The organism is Arthrobacter sp. G.S.26, assembly GCF_050847375.1.
Classification (GTDB): Bacteria; Actinomycetota; Actinomycetes; order Actinomycetales; family Micrococcaceae; genus Arthrobacter.
In genome coordinates this window covers 3,212,602-3,232,877 of sequence record NZ_CP193752.1, presented here as the reverse complement: position 1 = coordinate 3,232,877, position 20,276 = coordinate 3,212,602, and the positions used below count along the sequence as shown (strand labels likewise).

General features: G+C 67.4%; 21 protein-coding genes. 11 read left to right on the top strand and 10 right to left on the bottom strand.

Annotation, left to right across the window (positions count from 1 at the left end; genetic code table 11):
* Nucleotides 1–70 precede the first annotated feature (70 nt).
* The 9 genes from ACRB8A_RS14875 to ACRB8A_RS14835 form a co-directional block, all read right to left on the bottom strand.
* On the bottom strand, nt 71–463 hold the full coding sequence (locus ACRB8A_RS14875) for an Hpt domain-containing protein (RefSeq protein WP_285241981.1): 393 nt from the start codon (nt 461–463) through the stop codon (nt 71–73).
* Nucleotides 460–1,101, bottom strand: a complete 642-nt coding sequence (locus tag ACRB8A_RS14870) for a signal peptidase I (protein ID WP_285241980.1) — start codon at nt 1,099–1,101, stop codon at nt 460–462. Before ACRB8A_RS14870 ends, ACRB8A_RS14875 begins: the two co-directional genes overlap by 4 nt.
* An 85-nt stretch (nt 1,102–1,186) precedes the next feature.
* Nucleotides 1,187–1,804 carry a TasA family protein gene (locus ACRB8A_RS14865; protein WP_432244982.1) on the bottom strand — a complete coding sequence of 206 codons (618 nt, stop codon included), beginning with the start codon at nt 1,802–1,804 and terminating at the stop codon, nt 1,187–1,189.
* Nucleotides 1,805–2,012: 208 nt separating this feature from the next.
* The gene (locus ACRB8A_RS14860; RefSeq protein WP_432244981.1) at nt 2,013–2,999 is read right to left on the bottom strand and encodes a sensor histidine kinase; all 987 of its coding nucleotides are present in this window, start codon (nt 2,997–2,999) and stop codon (nt 2,013–2,015) included.
* On the bottom strand, nt 2,992–3,669 hold the full coding sequence (locus ACRB8A_RS14855) for a response regulator transcription factor (protein WP_432244980.1): 678 nt from the start codon (nt 3,667–3,669) through the stop codon (nt 2,992–2,994). Before ACRB8A_RS14855 ends, ACRB8A_RS14860 begins: the two co-directional genes overlap by 8 nt.
* 4 nt (nt 3,670–3,673) lie before the next feature.
* Nucleotides 3,674–4,342, bottom strand: a complete 669-nt coding sequence (locus tag ACRB8A_RS14850) for a DedA family protein (RefSeq protein ID WP_432244979.1) — start codon at nt 4,340–4,342, stop codon at nt 3,674–3,676.
* A gap of 11 nt (nt 4,343–4,353) precedes the next feature.
* Entirely contained in the window at nt 4,354–5,067 is a 714-nt protein-coding gene (locus ACRB8A_RS14845) for a phosphatase PAP2 family protein (protein ID WP_432244978.1), read from the bottom strand.
* Between the two features lie 185 nt (nt 5,068–5,252).
* The gene (locus ACRB8A_RS14840) at nt 5,253–7,667 is read right to left on the bottom strand and encodes an Ig-like domain-containing protein (protein WP_432244977.1); all 2,415 of its coding nucleotides are present in this window, start codon (nt 7,665–7,667) and stop codon (nt 5,253–5,255) included.
* Between the two features lie 96 nt (nt 7,668–7,763).
* On the bottom strand, nt 7,764–8,390 hold the full coding sequence (locus ACRB8A_RS14835) for a hypothetical protein (protein WP_050683495.1): 627 nt from the start codon (nt 8,388–8,390) through the stop codon (nt 7,764–7,766).
* Nucleotides 8,391–8,636: 246 nt separating this feature from the next.
* On the opposite strand from ACRB8A_RS14835, the gene ACRB8A_RS14830 reads away from it, so the two are divergent.
* Complete coding sequence (locus ACRB8A_RS14830; RefSeq protein ID WP_432244976.1) at nt 8,637–9,023, top strand: PadR family transcriptional regulator; 387 nt, start codon at nt 8,637–8,639, stop codon at nt 9,021–9,023.
* Complete coding sequence (locus tag ACRB8A_RS14825; RefSeq protein ID WP_432244975.1) at nt 9,020–9,736, top strand: hypothetical protein; 717 nt, start codon at nt 9,020–9,022, stop codon at nt 9,734–9,736. The genes ACRB8A_RS14830 and ACRB8A_RS14825 overlap by 4 nt, the downstream gene beginning before the upstream one ends.
* A 29-nt stretch (nt 9,737–9,765) precedes the next feature.
* Here ACRB8A_RS14825 and aztA read toward each other — a convergent pair whose 3' ends face one another.
* Nucleotides 9,766–10,470, bottom strand: coding sequence for a zinc ABC transporter ATP-binding protein AztA (gene aztA, locus ACRB8A_RS14820; protein ID WP_432244974.1), 705 nt, complete (start codon nt 10,468–10,470; stop codon nt 9,766–9,768).
* A gap of 57 nt (nt 10,471–10,527) precedes the next feature.
* Here aztA and aztB point away from each other — a divergent pair, with 57 nt between their 5' ends.
* The 9 genes from aztB to ACRB8A_RS14775 all read left to right on the top strand — a co-directional run bounded on the left by aztB (nt 10,528) and on the right by ACRB8A_RS14775 (nt 20,210).
* Nucleotides 10,528–11,415, top strand: coding sequence for a zinc ABC transporter permease AztB (aztB, locus tag ACRB8A_RS14815; protein ID WP_432244973.1), 888 nt, complete (start codon nt 10,528–10,530; stop codon nt 11,413–11,415).
* Nucleotides 11,408–12,613, top strand: coding sequence for a hypothetical protein (locus ACRB8A_RS14810; protein WP_432244972.1), 1,206 nt, complete (start codon nt 11,408–11,410; stop codon nt 12,611–12,613). Before aztB ends, ACRB8A_RS14810 begins: the two co-directional genes overlap by 8 nt.
* Before the next feature lie 5 nt (nt 12,614–12,618).
* A complete protein-coding gene (aztC, locus tag ACRB8A_RS14805; protein WP_432246048.1) occupies nt 12,619–13,515 on the top strand; it encodes a zinc ABC transporter substrate-binding protein AztC in 897 nt (298 codons plus the stop codon).
* 43 nt (nt 13,516–13,558) lie between these two features.
* Complete coding sequence (aztD, locus tag ACRB8A_RS14800; protein WP_432244971.1) at nt 13,559–14,791, top strand: zinc metallochaperone AztD; 1,233 nt, start codon at nt 13,559–13,561, stop codon at nt 14,789–14,791.
* 75 nt (nt 14,792–14,866) lie between these two features.
* Nucleotides 14,867–15,508, top strand: coding sequence for a hypothetical protein (locus ACRB8A_RS14795; protein ID WP_432244970.1), 642 nt, complete (start codon nt 14,867–14,869; stop codon nt 15,506–15,508).
* 128 nt (nt 15,509–15,636) lie between these two features.
* On the top strand, nt 15,637–16,023 hold the full coding sequence (locus tag ACRB8A_RS14790) for a hypothetical protein (protein WP_432244969.1): 387 nt from the start codon (nt 15,637–15,639) through the stop codon (nt 16,021–16,023).
* A 196-nt stretch (nt 16,024–16,219) separates the two neighbouring features.
* Nucleotides 16,220–17,197: a patatin-like phospholipase family protein gene (locus tag ACRB8A_RS14785; protein ID WP_432244968.1), complete on the top strand. Its 978-nt coding sequence runs from the start codon at nt 16,220–16,222 to the stop codon at nt 17,195–17,197.
* 135 nt (nt 17,198–17,332) lie between these two features.
* On the top strand, nt 17,333–17,674 hold the full coding sequence (locus ACRB8A_RS14780) for a YciI family protein (protein WP_432244967.1): 342 nt from the start codon (nt 17,333–17,335) through the stop codon (nt 17,672–17,674).
* A 490-nt stretch (nt 17,675–18,164) separates the two neighbouring features.
* Nucleotides 18,165–20,210 carry a DEAD/DEAH box helicase gene (locus ACRB8A_RS14775; protein ID WP_432246047.1) on the top strand — a complete coding sequence of 682 codons (2,046 nt, stop codon included), beginning with the start codon at nt 18,165–18,167 and terminating at the stop codon, nt 20,208–20,210.
* The last annotated feature ends 66 nt before the right edge of the window (nt 20,211–20,276 follow it).

The window sequence follows — 20,276 nt, the reverse complement described above, 5'->3', positions numbered from 1 at the left end:
TACTCCGAACGATGCACCCGAACTGGCGCAACTGATCGACACCATCCTCGCTCACGGCTGATAAACAGTCCTAGTCGCCGGCCAGCAGGTGCTCGATCTCGGTGGTGAGGGATTTGGCGTCCGCGGCGAGCCGTTCCGCGGCGTCGCGGGCCGCTTGAAGCGAGCCGTTTTTGAGGTGTTGGTTGATGAGCGTGGCATCGCGGCCAAGTTGTTCCGCGCCGATCATGGCTGCTGAGGAGCTGAGCGAGAGGGCTGCGGTCCGGGCTGCCTGGATGCTGGTGGCGGCGAGGGGTTCCTCTATGGCGCGCACCCGTCCGGGGAGCATGGCCAGGAAGCTGGTGGCGAATTCGGTGGCGCCGGCTTCGGAGGAGAGTTGTTCCACGAGGTCAAAGAAGAGGGATCTGTCCAGCACAACGTCGGCCTTCCGGTCCGGGGATTCGGTTCCGCTGGATTCCCGGTTCATGGGGTGAGGGCCACCGGAGCAGCTGTGGCCGTTGCCTCCGTGACGGGTTCCTGGGGCTTTGACCAGATGCTGGCCAGGAGCATGATGACCAGCAGGGTGGGAGCGCCATAGAGCAGGACCTGGCCAACCACGGGGGAGCGGAGGGCGCGGATCGCGTCGCCGAGGTGCGGGATGACGGCCACGGTGGTGAACGCGTGGTCTTCGGCCAGGGTGGCGGTCCAGGGGTCGGCGCCGTTGTTCGCGTCGCCCTTGGTCTGGATGGTGGTGGTCTCCCCGGACCGGGTGACGTCGGTGATGCGGTGCGTCTCGATCCGCTGGTCCTCAACGGGGATGTGGTAGGTGATGATGTCCCCGGTGTTGAGGTTGGCGACGGCGGTGGGAACGCTGACCACGACGTCCCCCGGATTGATCAGGGGGGACATGGAACCGGTGAGCATGGTGGAGGTCTGGTAACCGAAGACCCGGGGCCCGATGGCGAGGAAGAGGAACGCGGCCACGGCGACAACCATGATGCCCACCATAACGGACCTGGCCAGCAGCTTCGCTGCCCGGACCGGCAACGGCTTTCCGGCCCGGACAGCTGCCTGGGCGGGGGTTGCGGCGCGTCGTCCGGTCTGGGGGAGGGTCTGGGTGCTCATGGTGGCCTCGGGCTCTGGGGTGGGTTGGGGGGTGGTACTGTGCGGCGCGGATGCCCGGGGGCATCCGCGCCGCTGTGCGGACCTGTTACTTGTTGGTGGCGGTGCGCTGGGTGCCGGTGAAGCTGAAGCCGATGGTGTCGGAGAGGCCCTGGAAGGTGTTGTCCGCGGCGGCGGGGAGGTTCACGGTGACGCGCAGGTTGTCGGCGGCGGCGGAAGTCAGGGAGTTCAGGCCGGCCAAGGCCATGTTCGCGCCGGCGACGGGGCGGGGGGCGAGCACTGAGGTGACGGTGCCGGCGCAGGTGTAGGTCAGGGCGGTGGTGCCGGCCTCGGTCCACGGGACGGAGCAGGCGTCGATGGCCAGCTGGAGGCCGTTGACGGTGTCCGTGTCGAGTTTGGTGGAGGGCGAAGCGACGGTGGTCAGGGTCACGGCGGAGAGGTTCTGGTTGCCGGTGTTGGACAGGGTCACTGCGCGCTGGACGCTGTCGCCGGCGACCAGGCCGGTTGCTGCGACGTTGAGGCGGTTGGCGGCCGTGCCGGTGGCGCCGACGGCGACGTTCACGGTGCCGGAGGCGACGGTTTCGCTGGCGCTGGTGGTGGAGGTGAAGGCGCCGTAGGTGCCCAGGCCGGCGACGGATGCTGCGGCGGCGATCAGGGCGGTGGAGGCGAGGACTTTGCCGGTGGTGGACTTGAGGTTGAGACCCATGATGGTGATCCGTTCGTGGTGGCCGGCCGTGCGGCCTGCAGAGTGTGGGGGCCAGCCCCATCGGCTGACAACAACAACTTTGCCGTCCCAGTTTCAAGGCCAGCACCCATCCCTGAACAAGAAAAGTTCAAGACTCCTTCAAGACCTCAACCCACCATCAACATCCCCGCCAGAAAGCGGCCGGGGGGAGCTCGTCACCGGCCGGCGGTCAGCTTGTTGCCAGGGGGAGGTCGATTCTCATGCCGGTGCCCTCCGGACCGGTGTGCAACACTTCGGCGGTACCGCCTGCAGCGGCCGCGATGTCGCGGACCAGGGACAGCCCGATGCCGAAGCTGCGGGGTTCCTGGCCGTCACGCTGGTGCGTGGTTCGCGCGAACCGGTCAAAGATCCGGTCGCGGTCAATGCCGGTGATGCCGGTTCCCGAGTCGGTGACGGTAATGGTTGCCCGGTTGCCCGTAGTGCTGGCAGCGATGGTGATATGTCCCCCGGGTGGTGTGTGGGCGAGTGCGTTTTCGGCCAGGCCCAGGATGGCGCGGTGCAGTCGTTGGGGCGGAATGTTAGCCCGCGGTTGCCCGCTGCCGGAGTACTCCAGGGTGATGCCCCGCTTTGCTGCCAGTGGCCGGATGTTGTCCATCACGTCTTTGGCGACGCCGGCAACGTCGGCAGGGGATCCGTTCGGTTGGTGTGGTGTCCCGGTGGCGGATTCGAGGAGTTCGTTGACGATTAATGTGAGGGAGGCGGTGTCGGCCCGGATCCGGGCCAGTGCCTGGCCGGTGGGTGTGTCCGGTGTGGTGGTGCGTTGGGCGAGCTGGATCCTGGCGTCAAGGATGGCCAGCGGGGTGCGCATTTCGTGGCTGGCGTCCTGGATGAAGCGTCGCTGCAGGGCCAGCGCTTCGCCGAGGGGACGGATGGCACTGCGTGCGCTGAGCCAGCCGATGCCGCCGGCGAGCAGCGTTCCGGCTACGCCGGCGATGATCATGGCTTCGACCAGGTCGTTGGTGTCCAGGTAGGCGTAGACGGCACCGGTTTCGATCGGTTCCGGGTGGCCGGCCTGGTTGAGCAGGTACAGGGTGGCTGCGGCCAGGAGGCAGAGCACCAGGAGGGCGCAGACAGCACTGATCCGCAGGGCAATTTTCAGGGCGGCTTTCCGCAGGACCTGCTGGTCCTGGTCTGTGGGGTCGGTGCTCCTAATCACGGGCTTCGCCGATCTGGTACCCGAGTCCGTGGACCGTCCGGATGATTGATTTGGAGATTTTCCGGCGGAGGTGGTGGACGTAGGTGTCAATCGCGCCTGAGAGTTCACCTTGGCTGTTCGTGGCGATGAGGAGTTCCTCCCGGGTGAAGACCCTGCCCGGTTCGGCGGCCAGGGCCGCCAGCAGCTCGGACTCCGTGGCGGTCAGGGAGGCATTGAAGCCGTGGATGGACCGGATGGACCTCGTGGCACGGTCCAGTTCCCAGTCACCAATCCCGGTGATCCTCGGCGCCCGTGTGTAGCTGCGGGTGAGTGCACGCAGCCGGGCCCCCAACTCCGTGGCGTCGAAGGGTTTGGTCATGTAGTCGTTCGCGCCCGCATCGAGCCCGCGGACCTTCTCATCGATGGCGCCCAGGGCTGTGAGGATCAGGATGGGTGTGGCAACCCCTTGGGAACGCAGCGAGGCGATCAACGCGATACCGTCCATGCCCGGCAGGCCCCTGTCGATGACCATAACGTCCCACGCCCGGACCCGTGCCTGCTGCAGGCCCCCGGGACCGTCGACGGCAAGATGGACCTGGAAATCGGGCCCGAGGAGCTCGGCGATCAAGGGCCCGAGGGCGGGGTCGTCTTCAACCAGAAGAAGCGACGGTTTGAGGTCAGCGGCGGTCACGGGTCTATTCTTGCGCGCTGTCCGCCCCCGACGTGCGGGCGCGCCTGTGTTTGAGGAACTCGATGCCCCACGGCAGCACGGAGACCAGGACCATAACAACGGCGATCACGTCGATGTTGTTTGCCACGAAATCGTAGTGCCCCAGCCAGGAACCAAGCAGGGTCACGGAAACTGCCCAGAGGACCGCTCCGGTGATGTTCCAGAGCAGAAAGGACTTGTAGTGGTAGCGGGCGATGCCGGCGCTCAGGGGCGCGAAGGTCCGGACCACCGGGACAAAACGGGCCAGGACCAGTGCAGGACCGCCGCGGCGCCGGAAGAACTCCTCGGCCTGCGCCAGGTGCGCGGTTTTCAGGATCCGGGCATCATCGGAGAACCAGCGGCGTCCGAACCGGCGGCCCAGGAAGTAGCCCACCTGGTCGCCCGCGATCGCGGCAACACTGACCACCGTGATCAGCACGGGCAGTGTCAGGTTCAGTTGCTGGTGCAGGAGCCCGGCGGTGAAGAGCAGCGAGTCCCCTGGCAGGAACGGAAACAGGACACCGGACTCGATGAAGACCATCAGGGCCACGACGCCGAGGGTTGCCGGCCCCAGCCCCTGCAACAGGCTGGCAGGGTCCAGGATGGGCAGGAGTGATGCCTGGTTCAGCGCCGGTGCGAGGGCAAGGGATTGCATAAGGGCTTCTTTCACTGGGGAGGGGTTGCGGGCCGGGACCGGAGGGCGGCCCCGAGGGCAGGCACGTGCCGGTTCCAGATCCCGGCCATGATGAGGACAGCGGCAACCGTTGCCGGGAATGAGGCAACAACGTCCAACGGGTAATGGGCCCCGATGTAGACCCGGGACCAAGCGACCACCACCGCTGTCAATGCCCCTGCGATCAGGACCGGTTTGGCCCACCGGGTTCCACGGACCAGGAGGAACAAAGCCAAGGTCAGGGCCACGGCCAGCGACGTGTGTCCGCTGGGAAAGCTGTTGGACACCGGTTCCGGTACGAGCGGATCGAACAGAAGCGCGGGATCGGGCCGGATCCTGCCGATGACGACTTTGAACAGCTGGCAGGTCAGCCACCCGCTGGCCACGGTGGCGGCAAACAGGGCAGCGCCCGGCCGGGCGTGCTTGATCAGCAGGAGATACAAGGTGGTGGCAGTGACCATCAGCCCGCCGGAGACCGGCCCGAAAAGCACATTCAGGACCAGGGCCACCCCGGTCAGCATAGGGCTGTGGTTACGGCTGAAATCCTCCACAGCCGCCAGCTCAGCTGTCGTCACCTCCGGGACAAACCGGATCACCAGCCCCGCAGCGATCACCGCTGCCGCGAGCACCAGCCCTATGGACAGGGCGTGTTTGGGCGCAGGGATGGGTTGAACCCGGGCAGGGTGGCGTGTGGACGGCGGAAACATGGGACCCTTCGGCAGGATGTATCGTCCCCTTGATTTTGTGCCGCGGCTTTTAAGAACTCGTTAAGAACCACCTTGTGCGGCGGCCAGGCAGGCTCAAAGGGCATAAAACCAGGCTGGCGGGCGTGGGTATGCCGCATCTTTGGGCAGGCTGTGCAGTTTCTGTGAAGCGAAGGGAAGCCGGACCTTTAGAAGTCGCGGTCCAGCGTTCCCGTCTCCGTGGCGGGCGCCAGGGAAGAGGCGACGCCGGCCGCGTTGGTGACGGCCGCCGTCGGCGTCCACACCATGTTCACCGGGGTGGTGTAGCTGCGCAGGCTGCCGGCGCCGCTTGCCACGGTGCCCACTGTCACGGTGACCACCGTGCGCGGAACCCCGTTGACCGTGACCGTGGCCGCCGTCATGGTGCCGTTCAGGGTGACGGTCTTGCGGTTCTTGACGTAGTTGCCCTTGGTGTTGACGGCCCCCAAGTTCACGGTGCTGCCGGTCCGCTGGATGTCCAGGGTGTCAACAGCGTTGCCCTGGCCCAGCAGGTTGCCGTCCCGCAGCCGGACCGTCACAGGCAGTGCGGCTCCGTTCCAGCCGGGCGTCACGGTGGCCAGGTTGACCTGCTGGCTGTAGCTGAAGCTGATGGTGTCCCCGGCGTCCACCCGGCCCAGCACCCCGCCGTTGGTGGCCTGGATGTCCGCCGCGCGCAGCGGGCTGTTGTCCACCCTGCGGCCGGACACTGTGGCGGAAATGGTTTCCTTGCCGGTGCTTTCAAGCAGGATGGCGCGGACGTCGTAGAGCCCGTCGGCCACGGCGGTGGTGTTCCAGGTGCAGGAGTACGGTGCGGTGCCCACTGTGCAGCGGGTGGTCCAGGTGGTGGTTCCGGCCGGGGCCGTCTGGAGGCGCACGTTGGTGATGCCCGCCGTCGAGTTTGCCGCGGCCTGCAGGGCGACGGTTCCGGTGAGGTACGCTCCCGGATCCTCCATGGAGACCGAGCCCACCGTGTTGTCCACGGTCCGAAGAGAGGTGGCGGAGGTGGTGGCGGTGTTGCCGGCGTCGTCTGTGGCGATGGCCCGGAAGCTGTACTGGCCGTTGGCCAGCTTGGTGGTGTCGAACCGGCATGTGTACGGTGACTCCTCCACGGCGCACATGGTCACCCAGGTGCTGGTGCCTGAGCGGAGGTACTGGACTTGCACCTGGGCGACGCCGGACACCGCGTCTGCCGCCGTCGCCGTGAAGTTGGCGGTACCGCGGATGGTGGCGCCCGGGTCCGTCAGGGCCACCGTGGGGGCCTGGCTGTCCACCAGGATGTCCGGCAGGACCGGGGAGTAGGTGGTGGTGCCGCCGGAGACCGCCACCGCGCGGAGGTCATAGGATTCGTTGCTGTACGTGGCCGTTGCCCAGGTGCAGGGGGCCGGCGCCACCTGGTTCGGGCATAGCGTTTTCCAGTTGGTGGTACCGGCCGCGGCGTACTCCACCCGCACCGTGTATGTGCCCGGGCCTGCGTTGCTGAGGACGGGGCTTAGGTTGACGTTGCCGCGGACCACTTCGCCGGGGTCGGGCAGGGACACCGCAAACGAGTTGGCCACGGAGGTGCTGATGGGTTCCGTGGTGGTGGTGAGGCCGGATTTATCCGTTGCGGTGGCGCGCAGCAGGTAGGCGCCGTCGGGCACGGCAGCGGTGTTCCAGCCGCATGAATACGGTGCGGACACGGCGGTGCACAGGGTCACGTACACACCAGTGGCGGCGGGGGCGTACTGGATCGCCACATTGCGGATGCCGCTCTCGGCGTCCGAGGCTTCGGCGGTCAGCGCCACGGTCCCCTTCACCGTGGGGCCGGGATTGACCAGGACGGCCGACGGCGGCATCCAGTCCAGTGCCGTGCCGAACGAATTCGCGGCGTTGGCCGTCGTGGCCGTGAACGCGGCCGAGGAGAACACGCTGGCGCCCATCACCACCACGGTGACCAGGACGGCGACGATGCCCATGGCGGTGCCGGCTTTCTGCAGCGGCGAGGGTTCGTCGTCGTCCGTTCCGCCGTCGTCATCCCCACCGCCATCGGGTCCGGAGTCGTCGCCCTCGTCATCAGGGCTGCCGCCGTCATCGCCGTCACCGGGGCGGCTGCGGCCGGTAACGCCGAAAACTGCGGCCACCACGGCCACCAGGGTAATGACTGACCACAGGGCCAGGGCGGAAAGGTTGCCGCTGCCCAGCCACAGCCCGGGCAGGCCCACGGCGGGGATAAGCAGGCGTGCCTGGCCCTTAATCTGGTCGCGGACAATGGGGGTGCTGTCCACGGTGGTGTTGGCATCGCCGGCTGTGACAAACGTGCCATCCGTGTTCGCAGCGACGATGCGGTGCAGGCGGGTTTTTGCCACGCCGCCGGGCTCGGCCTCCGCTGGGCTGTGGTACTCCACCACGCCGCCCACGGGCACCGGGTGTTCCGGGTTCAACGCCGCGGCGAGCACCACGTCGCCGGGGGAGATGTGCGGCTCCATGGACCCGCTCTGCACCACGGTGCCGTGCCAGCCGAACAGCGCCGGGAGCACCGCGAACAGGGCAAGGCTCAGCAGCACACCCAGATAAAGCCGCGACGCGATGGATGCGATGAAACGCACCCAGCCGTCAGCGGAGAACAGTCCTGCTCCCCGGGAAAGACCCGGTGCAGACCCGGGCCTTTCCCGGTTCACAGCGCTGTGGTTGCCAGGCCGGAGTTACGGGGTGGTGGGAGCGTTGTCGGACTGGAGTTCCCACACGAGGTCGATGCTCACGCGGGCACCCTGCAGGGCGTTGACCTCGTCCTGGCTCAGGTTGGTGGTGTCGAAGCGCCAGGTGCCGCGGTAGCTCTGGGTCTCGCCGGGTGTGCCGGTGGTGTCCCACGGAGCCCCGCCGGTGGCGAAGTCGCGGTTGACGGTGGCCAGGGTGGAGAGCGGCAGTTCAGGGACCGTGTTGGCCGTGGGCGTGAACCCGGTGCAGTCGTTGAACGATCCACCCGTGCCCTGCTCAAGGTCGAAGAAGATCCGGTTTTCCAGGCCCTTTGAGGTGACCAGGTTCTGGGTGTAGGCCCGGACTTCGCCGGCCACATTGGACTGGGACGTAACAACGATGCACTTCTGGCCCGTCTGGCCCGGGACGATGTTTTCCACGTGGAACGCCGCAGCGCCGAGGTCATCGTCCGTAAGCACCACGTTGCCGGTGCTCCAGGAGTTGCCGGCGTTGCGGGTGGAGGCCGTAAAGGCAGCCTGCGAACCCTGCCAGACCATGCCGCCGGCAATCAGGAGGGCGACGGGAGCGGAAGCGAACATGGCGATTTTGCGTGTGCGTGATGAGGGTGTGTGCATTTCTGAGACCTTGCCTTGACCGATAGGAGAGACGTTTCCTGCTCGGTCGGCCCGCAAAGCACCCCAGGTGTCCGCGGCCCCCAAGCACTGACACGGTCAGGATACGGGAGTCCGCAAACCAAAACCAGACAACGTGACAGATGTGTCATTGGGTTGTCATTTTCTTTAACCGGGCCTTGCGCGCCTTCTTGATGCGGCGGGTTCCATGGGCTTTACAGGCTAACTACTTAGAGTGACAATATAGCTATGGATGTTTCCACTTCACCGCCACAGCCGCCCGACGGCGCCGAGTGGCCCAGCGACTGGCTCCGGGCCACGCTCGGCTTTTTTGCCCTCCGTGCGCTGCAGGCCGGGCCCTCCTACGGTTACGCGATCATCAGTGAACTCGGGCAGCACGGGTTCGGCGTCATCAAGGGCGGCACCCTGTACCCGCTCCTCACCCGTTACGAGACGGCCGGCCTGGTCTCCACCGAGTGGAAGGCAGGCGTCAACGGGCCAGGGCGTAAATACTTCGCCCTGACCCCCCTGGGCCGGACCGAACTGTCCCGCCTCAGCGCGGACTGGCTGCGCTTCACCCACCTGAGCACCCACTACCTCGACCCCGAGCGCCAAACAAAGGAGTCCACCACATGATGCAGGAAACCGCCGATAGAAAATGGTTTGACGACCTCGTCCTGGAGCTGCGTTTGCGCCAGGTGCACGGCAGCGCCATCGGCGACGCGGTGGCAAGTGCACGCGAACTCCTGGGTGACACCGGCCAGCGGGCAGAGGACGCCTTTGGGCCGGCGCGCGACTATGCTGCCGCCCTGGACCTGCCCGCTGCGCCGGCGCACCACTGGGTGCGCACGGCACTCTGGCCCGCGCTCCTGGGCCTGCTGGCTTTCCTTCTCTTCAATCAGGCCATAATGGCCTGGGTCAGGTCCGAAACGATGCTGGTCTCGCCCGCGCAGCTGGCCCTCCTGGCCCTGCCCGTGGTGCTTATCGCATTCCTGCCGCTCTACCTCACGGCGGCCATCCGGCGCATGTGGGTGCTGGCCTGCCTCGCCGCGGTGTGCGCAGCGGCCGGGCTGCTTTCCGCCATCGTGGCGCCGACAGAACAGGCGGACGCGTGGCTGGCCATCGAGCCGCTGCCGTGGGTTGTGGGCACCGCCGTGGTGATGGTGGCCCTGTCGGTCAGGAACACCGTCATCTCCCGCCGTCCCGGTCAGGATGACAACATCGCGGATCCGCTGACCGCTGCCGAGGCAACCGGCGGTGTAGGCGCCAAAGTGGGTGCGGTGATTGCCAACTGGCTGTTCCCGCTCTTCGCCCTGGCCATGCTGGGGCTCGCCCGGACACTCAGCTGAGCCGCTGAGCCAGGCGGCGGTGGAGCCGGCTATGCCGGTGAAACCGCCGCCTGAGGGCTGCCGGGCGCTCCCTGCCGGCCCCGAACCGCGCCCGCGTTCGCCTTGCCAGCCGTCGCCTTGCCGCCCGCCAGCGTAATGACGCGGTGCGCCAGGGCGATGTCGCCGTCGTCGTGGGTTGCCTCCAGTACCGTCACCCCGCGCGCCAACTCCGCAGCAATGGCTTCCCTGATCAGTGTCCTGGCGTGGCTGTCCAGCCCGGCGGTGGGCTCGTCCAGGATCAGGATGCCGGCCTGCTGCGCCAGGCCCTGGGCAATCAAGGCCCGCTGCCGCTGCCCGCCGGACAATTCGGTCAACTGCCGGCCGGCCAGGTCCGAGATCCCCATCCTCGCCAGGGCCTCCGCCACCACGCGCCGGTCCGACGGGCGCAGCGGGAGCCAGCCCCTGCGGTGCGGCCAGCGGCCCATCTCCACGGCTTGCCGGACTGTGCACGGCATCACCTCCGGGGTGTGCGTGTGCTGGATGACAAACACCGGCCGCTGCCCTGCGGGAAGCGTGACGGTCCCGGCTGACGGTTTCAGGATGCCGGCCGCCAGACCCAGGAGGGTGGACTTGCCGGACCCGTTGGTCCCGGTCAGCGCCGTGTGGGAGCCGGGCATGATGGCCAGCGAGATGCTGTCCAGCACCGGCCGGTCAGGGTAGGCGAACCCGGCCCCGTCAAAAATGATCCTGGACAATTGCGCTCCGTTGATGTGTTGCGAATGATTCTCATTATTAATGTATCGTGAACGGCGATGGAATGGTTACTTGATCCCCTGAACGCGTCCTTTTTCCAGCGTGCCCTCCTGGGCGGCGCCCTGGTGTCGGTCTTCTGCGCCGTTGTTGGCACCTGGGTGGTGGTGCGCGGCATGGCCTTCCTGGGCGATGCCATGTCCCACGGACTATTGCCGGGTATCGCCGTTGCCTCGCTGCTGGGCGGCAACCTCATCCTTGGTGCTGCCATCAGCGCCGCGGCCACGGCTGCCGGGGTCTCGGCCATCACCCGGAACCGCCGCGTCTCGCAGGACACCGCCATCGGGCTGCTGTTTGTCGTGATGCTCTCACTCGGCGTGATCATCGTGTCCGCATCCGGCGGTTTCGCCGTGGACCTGACCGGCACGCTCTTCGGGGACGTCCTGGCCGTCCGGACGGAGCACCTGCTGGTGCTGGCCGCCGTCGGCCTCGTTGTCCTCACCACCGCCGCGGTGTTCCACCGGTCCTTTATGGCGGCCGCATTCAATCCGCACAAAGCCGCCAGCCTGGGGCTGCGTCCCCGACTGGCCCACTTTGTGCTGCTGTTCCTGATCACCCTGGCCGTGGCCGCGTCCTTCCAGGTGGTGGGCACCCTCCTGGTGTTCGGCCTGCTGATCGCGCCGCCTGCCGCCGCGCTGGTGTGGGCCCGGTCCGTCCGCGGCGTGATGGTCCTGGGCTCGCTGGTGGGCATTGCCAGCGTGGCGGCCGGCCTCTGGATCTCCTGGTTCGCCGGCACAGCCGCCGGTGCCACCATCGCCCTGACCGCGGCCCTGTCCTACTTCGCCTCGGCTGCAGTCCGGTTCCTGGTCCGCCTGAACCGGCCCGCACCCCGCCCCACCGCACCCTCCACAGAAACGGAACCTTTCTCCAGTGCACCGCACCATGCCTAAGCCCGCGCTCCTCCTCGCCGCCCTGCCCCTGCTGCTTTCAGCCTGCGCCGCTCCCACTGCTGCTGAACCGTCCCAGCCGGCCGCCACACCCCACGGCTACGTGGCCGGCGCCCAGGAAAACCCGGAGCCGCAAACCGGCCTGCTCACTGTCGACAGCGCCACGGGGGAGGCCCGGCTGTTGTCGCTGCTCACTGGGGACACGTCCGACGCCGGCCGGTTCGGCAAAGTGGACGCGCTCCACCAGGACGGCCGCTACGCCCTGGTCACCACGCCGGAGCACGTGGAGGTCTTCGACACCGGCGCCTGGACCGTGGACCACGGCGACCACGCCCACTACTACAGCTCCGAACCACGGACCGTGGGGACCATTGAGGTCCCGGACCCGGGCAGCATCGCCGGGGACGGCAAAGACCTTGCCGTCTTCTCGGACACCGGCGGCTACGCAGCCGTTTTCCGGCACAAGGACCTTGATGCGGGCAGCATCGACGAAGCTTTCCGGATCACCACCTCCGCGCACCGCGGGATGGTGGTTCCGTACGAAGGCCACTTCATTGCCAGCGTGGCGGCTGAGGGTTCAGCCGTGGCTTCCGGCGTGGAAGTGCGCGACGACGCCAATGCCACCGTCCTTGCCCGGCAGGACTGCCAGGATCCCGCTGCCTCCGCCACCACCCGGGTGGGTGTGGTGCTGGCCTGTGCCGACGCCGCCCTGCTGATCACGGAGGAGGACGGCACGTTCGCCGCCGAGCGGATACCGTACCCGGCGGCCAACGCGGGTGTACCGGCAGCCACCTCCCTGGAACACCGGGCGGGGTCCAACGAACTGGCCGGCCCTGCCGGTGACGCCGGCGTCTGGCACCTCGACGTGTCCGCGCGGGCGTGGACGTTGCTGCCCACGCCCGCCCGGACCGTGGCCGCATCCGCCGTGGGCGACACGCGCAGGGTGCTGGCCCTCGGCGTCGACGGCGTCCTGCGCACCCTGGACCCGCGGACTGGTGCAGTGACGGCGGAAGCTCCGCTGCTGGCGCCGCTCACGGGTTCCGAACCTGCGGTCCCCGCCCTTCGGGTTGATGCCTCCCGTGCCTACCTCAGCGATCCCGCCGGCTCCAGGGTCCTGGAACTCGACTACGCCGATGGGCTGCGCGCGGCCCGCACGTTCGACGTCCCCGCCGCGGACCTGGTCCTGGAGACCGGACTGTGAGGCGCCTGGTGGCCGGCACCCTGGCAGCCGCGTTGGCGGTGCTGGCGCTGGCAGGCTGTTCGCCGGCGGCTGCCGCGAAGCCCACCGTGGTGGTGACCACCAACATCCTGGGCGACATCACCCGGAACGTTGTGGGGGACCAGGCGGAGGTGCTGGTGCTGATGGAGGCCAACGCGGACCCGCATTCCTTCGGCATTTCGGCGCAGCAGGCAGCGCGGATCGAAGCCGCGGACCTGATCATCCACAACGGCGGCGGGCTGGAAGAGGGCGTCCTCAACCACGTCGAAGCTGCCGCCGCGGCGGGTGTGCCGACGCTCGCGGCGATGGACGCCGTCGAGCCCCTTGCGTTCAGCCACGGGTCCGGCGCCCAGGACCCGCACTTCTGGACCGACCCCGCCCGCGTCAGCCAGGCCGTGGCGGCCATTGCGGACAGCTTGGAAGGGCACGTGGCCGGGGTGGACGCCGGGGTGATCCAGGCCCAGGCAGACGGCTACACCGCAGAGCTGACGGAGCTGGAAGCAGCCATGGAAGCAGGCTTCGCCGGCATTCCCGCCGCGCACCGCAAGCTCATCACCAACCACCACGTGTTCGGCTACCTGGCCCAGCGTTTCGGGTTCGACGTGATCGGCGCCGTGATCCCCAGCGGCACCACGCTGGCCTCGCCCAGCTCTGCGGACCTGAACGGGCTGACCGGCGCCATCCGCGACGCCGGCGTGGTGGCGATCTTCGCGGACTCCTCGCAGCCCGAGCGGCTGGCGCAGGTCCTGGCCGCCGAAGCCGGGATGGACATCGCCGTGGTCCCGCTGTTCACCGAATCCTTGGGCGCGGACGGCTCCGGCGCCCAGACCTACCTGGACATGATGCGGTCCAACACCCAGCGCATCACCGACGCACTGACCTGATTCTTTATTTTTTGCCATCACCCACCCAGAAAAGGAAGCACCCATGCACCACCGCACTTCACTTGTCCGATCCTCGCCCATCCGGCTGCTCTCGGCGCTCGCCGTCACGGGCCTGCTGCTGACCGGCTGCGGCGGAACCGCCGGCCCGGCCACCGGAACCTCAACTTCGGCGTCTGCCGCCGCGACGGTTCCGGAAGCGGCGCCGCGCATCGTCACCACGTACGACGGCGGCATCCAGGTCCTGGACGGCGCCTCCTTCAAGGTGCTGGGGGACTACCCCCTGGCCGGCTTCAACCGCGTCAACCCGGCAGGGGACGGGCGGCACGTCATCATCTCCACCACGGAGGGCTTCAAGGTGCTGGATACCGGTGTGTGGACCGACGGCTCCACCCACCATGCGCAGGACCCGGCCATGACGGACATCGTGTTCCCCACGTCCAAGCCCGGCCACGTGGTGCGGCATGACGGGAAGACCATCCTGTTCAGCGACGGGACCGGCGAGATCAGCATCTTCAACTCGGCAGACCTGGCCAAGGGCCAGCCTGAGGTTCAGACCCACCAAGCCGAGGAAGCACACCACGGCGTGGCCGTGGAACTGGCCAACGGCGAACTGGTCCTCACCCTGGGCAACGAAGACAGCCGGCCCGGCATTGTGGTGCTGGACAAGGACGGCAAGGAGATTGCCCGGAACGAGGACTGCCCGGGTGTGCACGGCGAAGCCACTGCAGAGGGTGAGGCCGTGGTGATCGGCTGCCAGACCGGCGTCCTGATCTACTCCGCCGGGACCATCACCAAGGTGGCCAGCCCCACGGAGTACGGCCGGATCGGGAACCAGGCCGGGTCCGATGAGTCCGCCGTGACGCTGGGGGACTACAAGAAGGACAAGGACGCCGAGCTGGAACGCCCGGAGCAGATTTCCCTGATCAACACCAAAACCAAGGAGCTTGCTTTGGTAGACCTGGGGACCAGCTACAGCTTCCGGTCGCTGGCCCGCGGACCGCATGGTGAGGCCCTGGTGCTGGGCACGGACGGTTCCCTGCACGTAATCGACCCGGATACGGCCAAGGTCACCAGCAGCATCCCCGTGGTGGGCGCCTGGGAGGAGCCGCTGCAGTGGCAGCAGCCGCGGCCCACAGTGTTCGTCAACGACCACACCGCCTTTGTGACCGACCCCGCCACCAACACCATCCACGCGGTGGACATCGAGGCCGGCACGGTGACCGGAAGCGGCACCCTGGACCAGACCCCGAACGAGCTCACCGGGGTGACGGGCTAGGTTCCGGTCCTCAGCTTGTCCGCAGATCCGGGCCTTGAAGGTTAGGATCTGCGGACAAGGGATCGGGGATCTGGGATGAACTGGGACAATGACGACCCGGCCGTCCGGTGGGCGAAGACGGAGCGGGCCGTCATCGGGGTCACGGACGAAGGCACCGGTCAGGCCGTGTGGAAGTTCTACAGGATTTACCTGCCTGTGGGGGTGGCGGTCCTTCTTGCTGCCGGTTTTGTGGTTGGCTTGTGGATCTACGGGAACGACCCCGACGAGCGGGTGGCCCAGTTGGGCGTTGGCCTCTCCTTCGCGGCTTTGGGCGCGTTGGTGGGTTCCATGGTTTATTCGGCCAAACGGGTCACGCCGCTGGTCCGGCCCAAGCACGCTGGCGGGCTCATCTGGCTGGAGAAACCGGAGCGTAAAGCCTTGATGGACCAGATCGAGGGTAAAAAGCCGACCATCCCCGGGCAAGTACCCATGCTGAGGGGCGCCGCTGCGCTGGTGCGTAAAGGCCTGGCCCCCACCCTGCTGATGTTCCCGGGGTTCATGCTCCTTTACGTGTCCCAGTTGCTGACCACTTTCAGCGATGGATGGACCTGGTTCCAGTGGCTGTGGTGCGCGCTGATTCCTTTTATGGCCGCCTTGTTTGTGGTGACGCTCAGGCAGTTCCGGCGGGCCGGTGATTTCCTGGCACGAACCGGGACAGCGCAGGAGGACAGCCTCTGACTCCATGGGGCCGGGCCCAATTGGCAACCGATCCTCAAGATGGCCCAAAGGTGGCTCAGTGTGTGTCCGATCCATGAGTTACTTGGTCTGTATCCGCTGCGATGCTGCAGCCCCGGATGGATTGGAACATGATGCAACTCTGGCGTGCTGTGAGGAAACTGCCGCAACCGGTGAAGGGCTTGTTTGTCCTCTATATGGTCGTGTTCGCGGTGGCCTTCCTTTCGGTGCCGCTGGCGGCCTTCACCGGCCAGGCGCAATCGGCTGAGGTGGTGCCCTGGACGTTCGGCGCTGTAGGCGTTGCCGCGGTGCTGCTGGGGCTGGCCCTCGTCTTCGACGTGCGCGGATCCGCGCAGGCGTACGCCGGCATGGTCAAGGACTTCAAGCCCATGGGCGTTGACTACTCCAACTCGTTTTTCGCCAGGCCGGCCTACATCCGGGCCTTCGGTGGCCTGTTCGCTGTCATCGGGATCATGTTCATTGTGGCAGCCACGGTTTACGCCGGCCGGAACGGGTAGGCATGGGCGCACTTCAGTGATTGTGCTGCTTTGTGCGAGGTGCTAGTTTCAAAACAATCGTGAACAACCGGCAGGAGGTGGGACCCGTGAACGCAGTACCAGCACCGGGTGCTCCCCTGGAGTCCACGGACGCGCGGTTGTCCTAGCCGCCACCGGGAGCGCCTTCCATTAGGCATTACGCGAAAAGGCGACTCCCATGAACACAACACATTCTCCAATCCTGCATTCCGCCCCGGGAGCTGGCGCGCCGACGGCCGGCAAACGGGCCCTGGTCCTGGGCGGCGGCGGATCAACCGGCAACGCCTGGCTGATCGGCGTCATCGCCGGTCTTCAGGACGCCGGCGTGAACGCAGCGGCGGCCGACCTCATTGTGGGGACCTCGGCCGGATCAACGGCTGCGGCGCAAATCACCGGCGCGGACCCGGCTGACCTGCTGGCCGCCATCCTCGACGCCGGTGCCCCGCCGCCACGGCATGCGGCCGCCGGTCCCGTCGGTGGCGCGCAAGCCGCGGCGCCGGTGCTCACCCAGATGGAACGGACGGCCGCCGTGATCGCCGCTGCGGCGGATGCTGCCGACATGCGCCGCAGGATGGGCGCGTCCGCGCTCGAGGCCGTGCCGGCATCGTCCGCTTCAACGCAAGCGCGATGGCGCGCCACCGTCGCCTCCCGGTTGCCCAGCCTGGAGTGGCCGGAAAGGCGGCTGCTCATCACTGCCGTAGATGCGCGCACCGGGGACCCGGTGGTGTTCGACCGCCACAGCGGGGTTGACCTGGTGGACGCTGTTGCCGCGAGCTGTTCCAGCGGCGCCCCGTACAGCATCGGCGATGGCCGCTACATCGACGGCGGCTACCGGACCAACGCGGACAATGCCGACCTGGCGGCCGGCTACGCGCAAGTACTGGTGCTGTCACCGTTCAGTGGCAGGTCGCGGACGCCGGTGGACTGGGGGCTGCACCTGGCAACGCAAGTGGATCAGCTGCGGGACGGCGGCAGCCGCGTGGAAACGGTGTTCCCGGACAGCGGATCCGCGCACCTTTTCGGGCCCAGTGCCATGGACCTGTCATTGCGCCTGCCCGCTGCCCGGGCCGGATTCAACCAGGGCCGTGCCCTCGCGGGCAGGCTTGCCAGGCCATTTACTTCAGGGCAGGCCTACCCCACGCAGGCCGCTGGGTGAGAAGGACCAGCCCCAAGACAATCGCCCATGATTCCACCGTCAAGATAACAGGCACCGGGATGCCTGGATCCTTGCGTGCCGCGCCGCCGTCGGCGAAGATGAACGCACCCAAGCTGCGAAGAAGGAGCCGACGCGATGGGAAAATACTTGATCTCGTTTCCGAGTGCCGCCATGGTGGTGCCGGAAGAGGACATGCCGGCTGTTGTTGATGCATCCCACGCTGTGGTCCAGGAAGCCAAGGACGCCGGAGTCTGGGTCTTCGGCGGCGGTATTGATGAGGGCATCCCACCAGTAATGGTCGACGGCGATGGGTCGGTGCACGAGGGAACCTACCCGCAGACCAGCCAGCTCGAAGGCGGCTATTCGGTGCTGGATTTGCCTTCCCATGATGCGGCTTTGCAGTGGGCAGCAAAGATCGCTGCGGCGTGCAGGTGCGCGCAGGAAGTGCGTGCTTTCCACTACGACCCCGCAAGCTGAACCCGGCGGCGGTCCCCGGCCGAACGAAGCAAGGCTAAGTTCCCGCCGTCGAAAATGCAGGAAGTCACGCATCAGCGGTGTGGACGGTACGATGGGGGGAGTACCGGCCCCTGCGCCGTTCCGCCCTTCTCGCCCTGGCTTCAGTCCGGTGCATGGCGGTCACGGCTCCCGGGGTTTTCCGGTCCCATCGCGGGGGCAGCACATCCGCTGCCGCCCCGGTCCCTCTGGGACCGATGGGTCCGGGCCGCGTCACCAAGGTCCTGCAAGGGGCCGATGGCATGCGCCTGATAGTCCCGGCCGTCCACGCCGGGTCCGCCCGTCCGCTCATTGCGGTCCAACGGAGGAGAAGTTTTTGGCTCGAGGCCAACGCCAACCCGGCGCCACCCGCAAGGGTGCCGCTACCGGCGGTGCCGCCCGCACCGGCGGCCAGCGCCGCGGCAGTGCGCAGCAGCGCGCACCCCGACGTGTCCGCGATCTTGACAACGAGGGGATGATCCCGGTCCTGGCCCGGGCCGTCCGGGAAGTCGAGTCCGCCGCGCAGAACGGCAAGGTCCGGCCCTCCGGCCGCACCACCTTCCAGGTGGTGGCCTTGCTGGTCCGCGAGGAGCGGGCCCGCATCAAGGCCGACGCCGACAGCACCGAGGCGCAGCGCAACGAGCAGCTTAAACGCCTGGACGGGGTGGCCACCATCCTGGCCAAGACCGCTGCGAGGGACACCTCTTTGCTGATCCTCCTGCCCGAGGACGCACCTGTCTCCGACGCTGCAGCCAGCCTGAAGCGTGACATGCAGCGTGCCGCAGGCGTGGAAATCACCGCCGCGCCGGAACCCGCACCCGAACCGGATGCAGCCCCGCTGGTTCCGGAACGCAGCGTGGTGCCGCAGTCGGTGGTGTCCCGGCAGCTGTCCAACCCCTTCCTGGCCCCCGATTTTTCGGCAGTGGACCACAAACGTCCCACCGGCCGGCTCAGCAGCTGGGAACTCCTGGGCCCACTGTTCAGGTCCTTCGAATACGGCGGCGCCTCCTCCTGCATGGACCTGCCCAACGACTCCCGTATCAGCGCCCCGGCCGGGCTGGAGCTTATGAAGCACCAGGCGCAGCTCGTGGCCGCCGCCAAGGATGGGCACCGGACATTCCTGCTGGCGGACGAGCCCGGCCTGGGTAAGACCGCACAAGCGCTGCTCGCCGCCGAAGCTGCTGACGCATTCCCGCTGCTGGTGGTGGTGCCCAACGTGGTCAAGACCAACTGGGCCCGCGAAGCCGCGCTGTGGGCGCCGCGACGGACCGCCACCGTGGTCAACGGCAACGGCGACACCATCGACGGGTTCGCCGACATTGTGGTGGTCAACTATGAGGTGCTGGACCGTCACGTGGGATGGCTGGGCAGCTTCGGGTTCCGCGGCATGGTGGTGGACGAGGCCCACTTCATCAAGAACAAAACCTCCCAGCGTTCCCAGCATGTCCTGCAGCTTTCCGAGCAGATCCGGGAGCGAACGGTCCGCCCGCTGCTGATGGCCCTGACCGGAACGCCGCTGATCAATGACATCGAGGATTTCCGGGCCATCTGGCAGTTCCTCGGCTGGATTGACGACAAAAAGCCCCTGGCCAGGCTCATGAGCGCGCTGGAGGATAACGGCCTCACCCCTGCCGACTCCGGTTTTTACACCGCGGCACGGGGCAGCGTGGTGGACCTGGGGATCGTCCGACGGCGGAAAGTGGACGTGGCTGCCGACATCCCGGCCCGGCGGATCGCCGACCTCCCGGTCGAGTTGGACGACGAAGCCGGCCGCTCCATCCGCGCAGCCGAACGCGAGCTGGCCCGCCGGTTGGTGCAGCGCTACGACTCGGCGATCGAAAACCGGAAGTCCAATGTGCCGGTGGTGGGAATCGACGAGGAGCTTGTGCGCCGCGTGGCCCGCTGGGAACGGGAAGACACCAAGGCTGCCAGCTCCGAAGAGAACGTCTTTGGGGTCATGCGCCGGATCGGCCAGGCCAAGGCCGGGCTCGCGGCGGACTACGCTGCGCAGCTGGCCCGCAACGTGGGCAAGGTGGTGTTCTTCGCCAAGCACATCGACGTGATGGACGTGGCAGAAGAGACGTTCGCCAAGCGCGGCCTGCGCTATTCCTCCATCCGGGGCGACCAGACCGCCAAGCAGCGCCAGGAAAACATCGACGCGTTCATCAACGATCCGGACGTGGCAGTGGTGGTGTGCTCACTCAGCGCCGCCGGCGTGGGCCTGAACCTGCAGGTTGCCTCCAACGTGGTCCTGGCCGAGCTGTCCTGGACCGACGCGGAGCAGACGCAGGCCATTGACCGCGTGCACCGCATCGGCCAGGAAGAGCCGGTGACCGCCTGGCGCATCATCGCTGCGCAGACCATCGACTCCAAGGTGGCGCAGCTGATCGATTCCAAGGCCGGCCTTGCGGCCCGTGCCCTGGATGGATCGGATGAGGATGTTTCCTCCTCCGAGGACATCCAGCTCGGTGCCCTGATTGCGCTGCTCACCGATGCGCTGGAGGCCCGCGTCGCGGTTTGACCTGCGAAGCCATTCCGGCCGGGCGCCCAGCGGTGCCTGGCCGGGAGTTGGCTGACAAGCAGCTGT

Excerpts from the sequence above, each read along its gene's own strand:
- ACRB8A_RS14875 (WP_285241981.1), bottom strand. The coding sequence starts at position 463 with ATGAACCGGGAATCCAGCGGAACCGAATCCCCGGACCGGAAGGCCGAC.
- ACRB8A_RS14870 (WP_285241980.1), bottom strand. The coding sequence starts at position 1,101 with ATGAGCACCCAGACCCTCCCCCAGACCGGACGACGCGCCGCAACCCCC.
- ACRB8A_RS14865 (WP_432244982.1), bottom strand. The coding sequence starts at position 1,804 with ATGGGTCTCAACCTCAAGTCCACCACCGGCAAAGTCCTCGCCTCCACC.
- ACRB8A_RS14850 (WP_432244979.1), bottom strand. The coding sequence starts at position 4,342 with ATGCAATCCCTTGCCCTCGCACCGGCGCTGAACCAGGCATCACTCCTG.
- ACRB8A_RS14845 (WP_432244978.1), bottom strand. The coding sequence starts at position 5,067 with ATGTTTCCGCCGTCCACACGCCACCCTGCCCGGGTTCAACCCATCCCT.
- ACRB8A_RS14835 (WP_050683495.1), bottom strand. The coding sequence starts at position 8,390 with ATGCACACACCCTCATCACGCACACGCAAAATCGCCATGTTCGCTTCC.
- ACRB8A_RS14830 (WP_432244976.1), top strand. The coding sequence starts at position 8,637 with ATGGATGTTTCCACTTCACCGCCACAGCCGCCCGACGGCGCCGAGTGG.
- ACRB8A_RS14825 (WP_432244975.1), top strand. The coding sequence starts at position 9,020 with ATGATGCAGGAAACCGCCGATAGAAAATGGTTTGACGACCTCGTCCTG.
- aztB (WP_432244973.1), top strand. The coding sequence starts at position 10,528 with ATGGAATGGTTACTTGATCCCCTGAACGCGTCCTTTTTCCAGCGTGCC.
- ACRB8A_RS14810 (WP_432244972.1), top strand. The coding sequence starts at position 11,408 with ATGCCTAAGCCCGCGCTCCTCCTCGCCGCCCTGCCCCTGCTGCTTTCA.
- aztD (WP_432244971.1), top strand. The coding sequence starts at position 13,559 with ATGCACCACCGCACTTCACTTGTCCGATCCTCGCCCATCCGGCTGCTC.
- ACRB8A_RS14795 (WP_432244970.1), top strand. The coding sequence starts at position 14,867 with ATGAACTGGGACAATGACGACCCGGCCGTCCGGTGGGCGAAGACGGAG.
- ACRB8A_RS14790 (WP_432244969.1), top strand. The coding sequence starts at position 15,637 with ATGATGCAACTCTGGCGTGCTGTGAGGAAACTGCCGCAACCGGTGAAG.
- ACRB8A_RS14785 (WP_432244968.1), top strand. The coding sequence starts at position 16,220 with ATGAACACAACACATTCTCCAATCCTGCATTCCGCCCCGGGAGCTGGC.
- ACRB8A_RS14780 (WP_432244967.1), top strand. The coding sequence starts at position 17,333 with ATGGGAAAATACTTGATCTCGTTTCCGAGTGCCGCCATGGTGGTGCCG.
- ACRB8A_RS14775 (WP_432246047.1), top strand. The coding sequence starts at position 18,165 with ATGATCCCGGTCCTGGCCCGGGCCGTCCGGGAAGTCGAGTCCGCCGCG.